This window comes from Nocardia sp. JW2 (assembly GCF_051843015.1).
Lineage (GTDB): Bacteria > Actinomycetota > Actinomycetes > Mycobacteriales > Mycobacteriaceae > Nocardia > Nocardia coubleae.
The window spans coordinates 116223-126163 of the sequence record NZ_JBPXLK010000018.1; the positions used below are offsets into that span (position 1 = coordinate 116223).

The window sequence follows — 9941 nt, forward strand, 5'->3', positions numbered from 1 at the left end:
CTGGTGCCATGCGACACCAGAAACTCGTGTGGTGTCAGCGTGCACCACAATGGGGTCATGGTCAAGACCGAGGACACCGCGACGTCCCCCCGCGCCTACGGGGGAGTGACGGCCGAGGAACGCCGCGCCCGCCGGCGCGCGGCCCTGCTCGACGCCGCCCTCGACCTGCTCGCCGCCGACGGTGCCGCCGCCGTCACCAAACGTGCGGTCTGCGCTCGGGCCAAGCTCAACGACCGCTACTTCTACGAACAGTTCGCCGATCGCGACGCCGTGCTCACCACCCTCGTCGAAGAGCTCACCGCCGAGGGCATCGCCGCCGTCGTCGCGGCCACCCACGCGGCCGAACCCGACATCCGCAGCCAGGTCCACGCCGCCGCCGATGCCGCGCTCGGCTTCCTGCTCGACGACCCACGCCGCCACGCGCTGCTGCTCAACGCCCACAGCACCGAAGCCCTCCAGCGGGCCCGGCTCGCCACCCAGCACGCCATCGCCCGCGCCATGGCCGCGGTCAGCCGCGAGCTGCACCCGTCACCGATGTCGACGCCGCTGGACACCGACATGGCCGCCTACACGGTGGTCAGCGGCACGCTCGAACTCGTCGCGGCCTGGTTGCGCGGGGAATTCGACACCACCCGAGCTCATCTCACCGACCTGATCGCCCGGCAATTGCTGCAGGTCGACACCGTCCCCGGCGGCTAGGGGGCGACCATGCGCGCGGCCGCGAGCACGGTCGCCGCACGCTGGGTCGCCACATGCTCACCGCCGGCCTGAGCGGCATGGACGGCGGTGGTGCGGGCCAGGTCGGTGAGCATGCGCAGCAGCAACGCCGCCGGGATATCGGGGGTCACCAGCCCCTCTCGCTGCCCGCGCCGCAACTCGGCCAGCTTGCTCGCCACCATCTCGCGCAACGCGCGCGCCACCTCCTCCTCGGCCGGTTCCAGATCGGCCCAGGCCTGCAAGCGGGCATCGTCGGGATTGGCGAGGAAATGATCGAAGAGACGTCCGACGTACCCGGGCAGATCCTCGGCGCGCATGGCCGTGCGGGCGGAGGCTTCGCTGGCCCAGCGTTCGGTGACGGCGGCGTAGAGATCCTTCTTGCCGGGGAAATAGGCGTAGAGGCGGTCCTTGCTCGCATGCGCGGCCTCGGCGATCCGGTTGATCCGCGCCCCCGCGATGCCGAACTCGGCGAATTCCGCCTTGGCCGCGGCGAGAATTCGCTCCCGGGTTGCCTCACCTGCCGCTCGCATGCGCTGGATGTTACCCCTTGCCGAACCATCTGGTTCGGAACTATGGTCAATCCCGAACCACCTGGTTCGGGTAACGGCGAGACGAGGACACCCATGGCCGAACAGCCACGCTGGCAACAACTCCGGGCACAGAACGAAGGTGTGTCCACCGCCGAACTCGACGAGATCTGGACGCGGCTACGCCCGGCGCGCGCCGAGGACATCCTCGGGCAGTGGCGCGGCGACGCCTTCCAGACCGGTCACCGGCTGTGCAAAGCGCTGCCCGCCAGCCGCTGGTACGGCAAGACCTTCCTGGCCCTCGACGACGCCAAACCACTGATCTGCCGCGCCGAGGACGGCACCCTGTTCTCCAATATCGAGATGGGGCAGGGCGAGGCGACGCTGTGGAACATCGAGTTCCGCGGTGAGGTCACCGCCACGATGGTCTACGACGGGCGACCGGTGTTCGACCACTTCAAATGGCTCGACGACAACACCCTGATGGGCATCATGAACGGCCGCCCCGAACTGGTCCTCGCGGGCGGGCAGTACTTCTACTTCCTGCTGGAACGGGACAGCTGATGCGCACCACGGCGGTGCTGTCGCGCGATCCGGCGGCGGACTTCTCCGTCGAGACGGTCGAGATCGACGAGCCGCGCGCCGGGGAGATCCTGGTGCGGATGGCCGCCACCGGCATCTGCCACACCGACCTGGCCACCCGCCGCGCCGGTGCGGTCGACCGGCCGATCCTGCTCGGGCACGAAGGCGCCGGAGTGGTCGAGGCCGTCGGTCCGGGAGTGCGCGCCGTCCGGCCGGGAGACCACGTCGTGCTCACCTTCCGCCACTGCGGCGACTGCGCCAACTGCGGCGCGGGCCGACCCGCCTACTGCCTGCACGCGACCGCGCTGAACAACTTCGGCCGCCGCGCCGACGACACCCCTCGGGTACTGGTCGACGGTGCACCGGTGCTGTCCGGATTCTTCGGGCAGTCCAGTCTGGCCGGCTACGCGCTGAGCAGCGAGGACAACACCGTGGTCGTCGACCCGGCGATCGACCCGGTTCTGGCCGCACCGTTCGGATGTGGGTTCCAGACCGGAGCCGGCACGGTCCTCAACGTGCTTCGCCCCGAACCCGGCGCCCGCCTCGTCGTCTACGGCGCGGGCGCGGTCGGCATGGCCGCCCTGCTCGCCGCACGCACGGTGCCCGACGTCGAGGTGGTCGTCGTCGAAACATCCTCCTCGCGCAGGGAACTCGCGCTCGAGCTCGGTGCCCGCGCCGCCGTCGACCCGGCCGGGGAAGCGACGGCGGCACGGGTGCGTGAGCTCACCGGCGGCGGCGCGACCCACGCGGTGGACACCACGGGAATACCGGCCGTGCTCGGCGACGCGGTCGCCGCCCTCGGCATCGGCGCCACCGTGGTCGCCGTCGGTCTCGGCCGTGGTGCCCCGCCCATCGATGTCGGCGACATCGTCTTGCAGGGCAAGACGATTCGCGGCTGCCTCGAAGGCGACAGCGTCGCCGCCACCTTCATTCCCCACCTGCTGGACCTGCACGCGCGGGGCCGCTTCCCGGTCGATCGACTCGTCAGCCGCTATCCCGCTTCCGACATCGCCGCCGCTCTGCACGATCAGCGCACCGGTAAGGTCATCAAGCCGGTGCTGACATGGTGAACGGCCCGACCCGCGAGACCGAGGACAACGCATGACGATTCTCCACAGCGAAGACCTCGCGACCGAACCCACAGCGAGTGTGGACGCCGCCCGTGCCCAACGGCGCCAGGTGGTGCTCGACGCCGCCCGTGACGTGTTCGTCGCCTACGGTTACCACGGCACGAGCATGGAAGACATCGGCAGCCGCGCGGGCATGAGCAAACCGGTCCTCTACACCCATTACGCGAGCAAACTCGACCTCTACCTGGCGGTCCTGCAGCGCTACCTCGACCGCATGGTCGAGGGTGTGCGCAACGCGCTGGCGGGCACCAAGGGCGAACAGAAGGTGCGCCGCGCGGTCGGCGCCTACTTCGATTTCGTCGACGAGGACGCGGGCGGGCACACGCTGGTCTTCGAATCTCCGGTGCCGAGCGAACCGTGCGTGCAGTGGCGGGTGCGTGATGCCATGAACACCTGCGCGGTCCTGGTCAGCGCCGAGCTGCGCGCCGCGGGCATGGACGACGTGCGCGCCTTCGCCTGCGCGTTCAGCCTCGTGGGCGCCAGCCACTCCACCGCACGGCACTGGCTCGACGCGGGCCGCCCGATCCCCAAGCACGAGGCCGTCGAGATGACCGTGACGCTGTGCTGGCACGGGCTGTCGTCGGTGGGTGTCGTCAACCGCGACACCAAGGGCTCAGCCCGCTGACGCGGTGAGCGGCAACGGGCTGCCGTCGAGCAATTCGTCGCTGGGCAGCTGACCGACCAGCACCGCGAGGGCACGTTTCCAGCGACGGACCACCGCCTCGCGCTCGCCGAGGGTGCCGGTGAGCATGGCCGTCATCGACAGGCCGGTGAGCAGGTCGATGGTGAACTCCACCAGCAGCTCGGCGCGCGGGTCGGCGGCATAGGGCTCGCCGAGGACCTCCAGGTAGAGCCTGCGCATCTCGGTGAAGACCCGCTGTTCCTCGTGCACGAGCCGGTCGCGCAGTTCGGCGTCGGTGCGCGCGGCCACCCACAGGTCAAGGGCGGTGAAGAAGGCCGGGCTGTTCAGGTCGCGCCAGGCCAGGTCGACCACCGACTGCAGCCGGTCGCGGCCCGGCGGGAGCAGTTCGGCCTCACGGCGGAACTGCTCGAGCCGCTGATCGACCACCTGGGTGGTGGCGGCGACGAGCAGCTCGGCGCGCGTGGGGAAGTGGTGCTGCACGGTGCCGCGCGCCAATCCGGCGCGCTCCTGCACGGCGCTCACCGTCGTTGCCGCGTAGCCGCTTTCGAGCAGGCACTCGGCGGTGCAGGCCAGAATGCGGGCCCGGGTCGAGGCGCGGCGCTGCGCCTGGGTGCGGCGGGGGCGTTGCTCGGTCACGGAAGAAATCGTACGCCCTGCCGAATAGTTGCGCGATACTGTGAGTGCGGTCTCCGACACACCCGGCTGTAACTCGCTATTGACGGGGGAGTCCCGGGCTGGTGAAATCAAGAAACCGTACGCAGTAACTGTTTCCTGCACGAAGGGCTGCGATGACGCAGATCTCCCACCACCGCCGCGGAACCGGCGCACCGATCGTGCTGGTCCACGGTCTCGGCAGCCGATGGCAGGTATTCGCCCCGATCATCGACGCGCTGGCCGCCGAACACGAGGTGATCGCGCTCGACCTGCCCGGCTTCGGCGAGTCGCCGCTCGTTCCCGGCGTGGAACCCGGACCACGCGGGTACGCGACCTGGCTCGCGCAGTGGCTGTCCGACCACGAGGTCGAGCGTCCGCACCTGGTGGGCAGTTCGATGGGCGGCGGGATCGCGCTGGAACTGGGTCGCACCGGTATCGCCTCGGCGGTCACCGCGTTCTCCCCGATCGGTTTCTACGACCGAGCCGGACTGCGATGGACCAAGACACTGCTCACCGGCATGCGCGGCGCCGCGCGGGCAGCGGGCCCGGTCCTGGCCCGATCGGTGGACCACCGGGCGGGACGGGTGCTGCTGCTCTCGGCCATGTTCGGTCGCCCGGCCCTGGTCACCCCGGCCGCCGCGCGCCTCGACCTGGCCGGAATCGCGGGGGCGAGCGCGTTCAGCGCCGCCCGCGACGACTTCGACAACTACGTGCTGACACCGGACCAGGACTTCGGCGCGCTCACCGACATCCCGGTGACGATCGCCTGGGGTACCCGCGACGTCGTCCTCGTGCACCGCACCCAGAGCGCCCGCGCCCGCACCGTGCTGCCGTTCGCCCGGCACATCGACCTGACCGGCTGCGGGCACCTGCCGTTCAGCGACGCGCCGCGCGACTGCGCGCGTCTGATCCTCGAGAGGAACGCATGACACCGTCCATCGCGGTCATCGGCAGCGGTTTCGGCGGCCTGGCCGCCGTCATCGAACTGAAGAAGCGGGGCTTCGACGACATCGTCGTCTTCGAGAAGGCCGACGAGGTGGGTGGGGTCTGGCGCGACAACACCTATCCCGGTGCCGCCTGTGACGTGCCCTCGCCGTTCTACTCGTTCTCCTTCGCACCCAATCCACGCTGGCCGCACCGGTTCTCGCGGCAACCAGCGATCCTCGACTACATCCGCGGGATCGTGGACACCTACGATGTGCGCCGCCACCTGCGCCTGGGCACCGAAGTGCTCGGCGCCGCCTACGACGACGCGACCGGCAAGTGGACGGTGTCACTCGCCGACGGCGAGACCGTGGTCGTCGACGTCGTGGTCTCCGCTGTCGGGCAGCTCTCGCGCCCGGCTCTGCCCGACATCCCGGGACGCGAAACCTTCGGAGGCAGCAGTTTCCACTCCGCGCAGTGGAACCACGACGTGGACCTCACCGGCAAACGGGTCGCGGTGATCGGTACCGGTGCCAGTGCGATCCAATTCGTCCCCGAGATCCAGCCGCGGGTGGGCAGTCTGACTGTCTTCCAGCGCACCGCGCCCTACATCATCCCGCGACCGGACCGCGAATTCGGGCGCCTGCACCACCGGATGTTCGAGAAGGTGCCCGCCACCGAGCTGGCCGAACGCGGCACCTGGTACGGCGTCGTCGAAGGGCTCAGCCTGGCCTGGGTCTACGCACGACCCCTGGCCCGTGCCGTCCGGGCCTGGTCGAAGTGGCACATGCGCCGCCAGACCAAGGCGGTGCCGGGACTGTTCGAGAAGGTATGGCCCGACTACGACGTCGGCTGCAAACGAATCCTGTTCTCCGACAACTACCTTCCCGCGCTCGCCGAGCCGAATGTGGAACTGTGCACCGAGACGATCAGCGAGATCACGCCCACCGGTGTCCGCACCGTCGACGGACGTGAGCACGGGGTGGACGTCATCATCTGGGGGACCGGTTTCAAGACCACCGAGTTCCTGGCGCCCATGACGATCACCGGAGCGGGCGGCCGCACGCTCGGCCAGGAATGGCAGGCGGGAGCGCGCGCCTACTACGGCGTCACCGTGCCCCGGTTCCCGAATCTGTTCATCATGTACGGGCCCAACACCAACACCGGTGGCGGCTCGATCATCTACTTCCTCGAGGCACAGGCCAAATATCTTGGCCGCTACGTCGCGCATCTCGCGGCGACCGGTCGGCCCCTCGCCGTGCGTCCCGAGGTGGAGAAGGCCTACGACGCCCGCATTCAGGAACTCCTGGCAGACAGTGTGTGGAGCCGGTGTTCGTCCTGGTACCGCCAGGCCGACGGCCGCATCACCACCAACTGGCCCCTGCTGGGAGTCCAATACCGCAAACAGGCGCGGTTCGATCCCGCCGATTACGAGGTGATGGTTCCATGACCAGCTACGACTACGACGTGATCGTCGTCGGCTCCGGATTCGGCGGCAGCGTGACCGCCCTGCGCCTGACCGAGAAGGGCTACCGCGTGGGTGTGCTCGAATCCGGTCGCCGCTGGAACGCCGAGGACTACCCGAAGACGAACTGGAATGTGCCCAAAGCGATCTGGGCACCACGCCTCGGGCTGACCGGGCCGCAGCGCATCAGTGCGCTCGGCAAGTGCCTGGTGTTCAGCGGTTCCGGCGTCGGCGGTGGTTCCCTCATCTACGGCAACACCCTCTACGAGCCGCTGCCCGAGTTCTACCGAGACCGCGCCTGGGCACACATCACCGACTGGAAATCCGAACTCGCCCCCTACTACGACCAGGCCAAACGGATGCTCGGCGTGGTCGAGAACCCGAAGTTGGGCCCCAAGGACGACGTGCTGCTGCAAGTCGCCACCGATCTCGGCGTGGCGGACACCTTCCACCGCACCCACGTGGGCGTGTTCTTCAACGAAGGCGCCGAAGGGGTCGAGGTGGAGGACCCGTACTTCGGTGGTGCCGGACCGCGCCGCGCGGGCTGCATCCATTGCTCGGAATGCTTCACCGGCTGCAAACACAACGCCAAGAACACCACCACCCTGAACTACCTGCACCTGGCCGAAAGCCAGGGCGCGCAGGTGCATCCGCTGACGACGGTCACCTCGGTGACCCCCGACGGCGCCGGCGGATACCGGGTGGAGACCGTGCGCTCCAACGGCCTGCTGCGCAAGGACCGCCGCACCTTCACTGCCGAACAGGTGGTGTTCGCGGCCGCCGCGCTCGGCACCCAGAAGCTGCTGCACACCCTGCGCCGCAATGGCACCCTGCCCGAATTGTCTTCGCGCGTCGGCGAATTGACGCGCAGCAATTCCGAGGCGATCATCGGCGTCACCAGCAAGACCCGCCGTGACTTCGCCCAGGGCGTGGCCATCACGTCCTCGATCCACCCCGAACCACAGACCCACGTGGAGGTCTGCACCTACGGCAAGGGGCAGAACGCGCTGTTCGTGCAGACGGTGCCGATGGTCGACGGCGGGGCGTTCCGGTTCCTGCGACTGCTGCTGACCATGCTGCTGCATCCGGTGCAGTTCCTGCGCTCGCAGAACGCGCGCGGCGCGTCGGAGCGATCGGTGATCCTGCTGGTGATGCAGTCGCTGGACAATTCGCTCACCTCGTACCTGAAGGGGCGACGGCTCGTCACCAAACAGGGTGCGGGAGAACCCAATCCGGAGTGGATCCCGCTCGCCCACGACATCGCCCGCCGTTACGCCGACAAATCCGACGCCATCACGGGCAATATCGCCACCGACATCTTCAACATCCCCGCCACCGCCCACTACATCGGCGGCTGCACCATCGGCGATTCCCGCGACACCGGTGTCATCGACCCCTACCAGCGCGTGTACGGGTATCCGGGGCTGCATATCGCCGACGGCAGCGCCATCACCGCCAACCTCGGCGTGAACCCGTCGCTGACCATCACCGCCCAGGCCGAACGCGCCATGGCGTTCTGGCCCAACAAGGGTGAGCCCGACCCACGCCCCGAGCTCGGGACCGCCTACCGGCGCATCAACCCGGTCGCGCCACGCCGTCCCGCCGTCCCGGCGGATGCCCCCGGCGCCCTTCGCCTGCCCGTCTGAGAGGAACCCGCATGTCCGCCGCCGACCGTCTGGCAGCACTCGAACCCGCCTGCCGCCGCGACGACGCGCTCGCCCTGTTCGACAGCCTCCCACCCGTCGCGCCCACCGACCTCACCGGCCGTTGGCACGGTCGCGAGCTGGCCACCGGCCACCGGCTCGACGGCCTGCTCGCCGCCTCCGGTTGGTACGGCAAACAATTCGACGGCCCCGACAACGTTCACCCGCTGCTGTTCGCGACCCCCAAGGGCGACATCTTCCCGGTCGACCCGAAACGCATCCCCCTGGGACTGGTCGACAAGATCCCCACCGCCCTCGTCGAGCAGACCCGCAAACGCCTCGACCTGCTGGCGCCCACGCTGCGCACCGCCCGGCATCGCGCCCGCCTGCGGGAGATCAACCACCGGGACACCGTCACGACCGCGATGATCTACGACCATCTGCCCATCATCGACACCTTCCGCCGTGTCGACCCCACCACGGTCCTCGGCATCATGGACTACCGCCGCCTCCCGGACCCGTACTTCTTCATCCTCACCCGCGACTGACCGCGCAGGTCAGCGCGCGAACGCGACACCGGCCCCCACACCGACGACCATCGCCCCACCGACACCGCCCACAGCCTCGAGCCGGCGCGGTGACCGCGCGAACCATCCCCGCGCGGTCGCCGCGACGACGGCCCACACGCCGTCGCAGGTCAGCTGGATGAGGAGGAAGATCGCGCCGAGAATCAGCATCTGCACCGGCAGCGGTCCGGCGTCGGTGGCGGTGAACTGCGGCAGGACCGCGCCGAAGAACACCGCTGTCTTCGGATTGGTGGCGCCGACGATGAAACCCTGCCGCATCGACCGGCCACCACCGTCGGCGCTCGCGGTGAGCACCAGCTTCTTGCGGTCACGGATCGCTGTGACGCCCAGGTAGATCAGATAGAGCGCGCCGATCACCTTGACCGCCGTGAACAGGATCATCGAGGTCATCAGCACAGCGCCGAGTCCGAGAGCGACCACGGCCAGGGGGATGGCGGAACCGGCGACCGAACCGAGGACCGACAGCAGTGCCTGCCTGCGCCCCAGCGTCAGCGCGCGCCCGATCGCGAACAGCACATTCGGGCCGGGGATCACGATGATGAGCAACGCCGCACCGGCGAAGGCGATCACATGGGGGATCGGCACCATCATCCGAAGCTAGCAGCGCGCCGTCCGTGACGGCGCAGATCGGCGTGCATCGGGAACCACGCCCGGGGGCGGACGGCCCGGTTGTGTCGCCACCGGTTTGCCGGGTATCTGCCGTTCATGGCACATTTTCGTCGCTGGGGAGCTGTCTACCTGCTGATGTTGCTGTTCATCGGCTCGTGGGGCGCGCAGTTCGTGTTCCAGCTCATCGAGTATCGCAACACTCAGCAACAGCAGGGGCAACCATTCCAGTGGTCGGGGTATTGGCCGGAGTTCTTGGCCAGCACCTTCGAGAACTGGCAGAGCGAATGGTTCCAGCTGGTCTTCCAGGCCGTGCTGCTGCTCGGGGCCAAGCACTGGATATTCCGGGTCGATGCCGAGAACGCCGAACGCATCGAATCCAAAATCGACGATCTGCGCGCCTATCTGGTCCCGCCCGAGCGGCAGACCGAGGTGCCAGGAGACTGACACCGGCGCGGGGGGG

12 protein-coding genes are annotated in these 9941 nt (G+C 68.9%); 9 read left to right on the forward strand and 3 right to left on the reverse strand.

All coding sequences use genetic code 11. The features are described 5' to 3' along the window. Positions 1–57 precede the first annotated feature (57 nt). Complete coding sequence (locus ACSVDM_RS22815; RefSeq protein WP_439267686.1) at positions 58–699, forward strand: TetR family transcriptional regulator; 642 nt, start codon at positions 58–60, stop codon at positions 697–699. Here the strand turns inward: ACSVDM_RS22815 and ACSVDM_RS22820 are convergent. Next, complete coding sequence (locus ACSVDM_RS22820; protein ID WP_067489761.1) at positions 696–1247, reverse strand: TetR family transcriptional regulator; 552 nt, start codon at positions 1245–1247, stop codon at positions 696–698. The genes ACSVDM_RS22815 and ACSVDM_RS22820 overlap by 4 nt on opposite strands. Positions 1248–1340: 93 nt before the next feature. Here ACSVDM_RS22820 and ACSVDM_RS22825 point away from each other — a divergent pair, with 93 nt between their 5' ends. The 3 genes from ACSVDM_RS22825 to ACSVDM_RS22835 are packed head-to-tail and all read left to right on the forward strand — an operon-like array spanning position 1341 to position 3581. Further along, a complete protein-coding gene (locus ACSVDM_RS22825) occupies positions 1341–1808 on the forward strand; it encodes a DUF4334 domain-containing protein (RefSeq protein WP_439267688.1) in 468 nt (155 codons plus the stop codon). Continuing rightward, positions 1808–2896 (forward strand): NAD(P)-dependent alcohol dehydrogenase, encoded by a 1089-nt coding sequence (locus tag ACSVDM_RS22830; protein WP_439267690.1) that lies wholly within the window; start codon positions 1808–1810, stop codon positions 2894–2896. The genes ACSVDM_RS22825 and ACSVDM_RS22830 overlap by 1 nt, the downstream gene beginning before the upstream one ends. A 31-nt stretch (positions 2897–2927) precedes the next feature. Then, the gene (locus ACSVDM_RS22835; protein WP_439267692.1) at positions 2928–3581 is read left to right on the forward strand and encodes a TetR/AcrR family transcriptional regulator; all 654 of its coding nucleotides are present in this window, start codon (positions 2928–2930) and stop codon (positions 3579–3581) included. Here the strand turns inward: ACSVDM_RS22835 and ACSVDM_RS22840 are convergent. Beyond that, positions 3570–4235: a TetR/AcrR family transcriptional regulator gene (locus ACSVDM_RS22840; protein WP_067489773.1), complete on the reverse strand. Its 666-nt coding sequence runs from the start codon at positions 4233–4235 to the stop codon at positions 3570–3572. The two genes, ACSVDM_RS22835 and ACSVDM_RS22840, sit on opposite strands and share 12 nt — an antisense overlap. 152 nt (positions 4236–4387) lie before the next feature. On the opposite strand from ACSVDM_RS22840, the gene ACSVDM_RS22845 reads away from it, so the two are divergent. The 4 genes from ACSVDM_RS22845 to ACSVDM_RS22860 are packed head-to-tail and all read left to right on the forward strand — an operon-like array spanning position 4388 to position 8833. After that, the gene (locus ACSVDM_RS22845; protein WP_439267694.1) at positions 4388–5182 is read left to right on the forward strand and encodes an alpha/beta fold hydrolase; all 795 of its coding nucleotides are present in this window, start codon (positions 4388–4390) and stop codon (positions 5180–5182) included. Beyond that, complete coding sequence (locus tag ACSVDM_RS22850) at positions 5179–6627, forward strand: flavin-containing monooxygenase (protein WP_439267696.1); 1449 nt, start codon at positions 5179–5181, stop codon at positions 6625–6627. Before ACSVDM_RS22845 ends, ACSVDM_RS22850 begins: the two co-directional genes overlap by 4 nt. Beyond that, entirely contained in the window at positions 6624–8288 is a 1665-nt protein-coding gene (locus tag ACSVDM_RS22855; RefSeq protein WP_439267698.1) for a GMC oxidoreductase, read from the forward strand. Before ACSVDM_RS22850 ends, ACSVDM_RS22855 begins: the two co-directional genes overlap by 4 nt. An 11-nt stretch (positions 8289–8299) precedes the next feature. Next, positions 8300–8833 carry a DUF4334 domain-containing protein gene (locus tag ACSVDM_RS22860; RefSeq protein WP_439267700.1) on the forward strand — a complete coding sequence of 178 codons (534 nt, stop codon included), beginning with the start codon at positions 8300–8302 and terminating at the stop codon, positions 8831–8833. A gap of 9 nt (positions 8834–8842) precedes the next feature. Here ACSVDM_RS22860 and ACSVDM_RS22865 read toward each other — a convergent pair whose 3' ends face one another. Further along, entirely contained in the window at positions 8843–9460 is a 618-nt protein-coding gene (locus tag ACSVDM_RS22865; protein ID WP_439267702.1) for a LysE family translocator, read from the reverse strand. 117 nt (positions 9461–9577) lie between these two features. On the opposite strand from ACSVDM_RS22865, the gene ACSVDM_RS22870 reads away from it, so the two are divergent. Next, positions 9578–9925, forward strand: coding sequence for a DUF6766 family protein (locus tag ACSVDM_RS22870; RefSeq protein ID WP_067638546.1), 348 nt, complete (start codon positions 9578–9580; stop codon positions 9923–9925). Positions 9926–9941 lie beyond the last annotated feature (16 nt).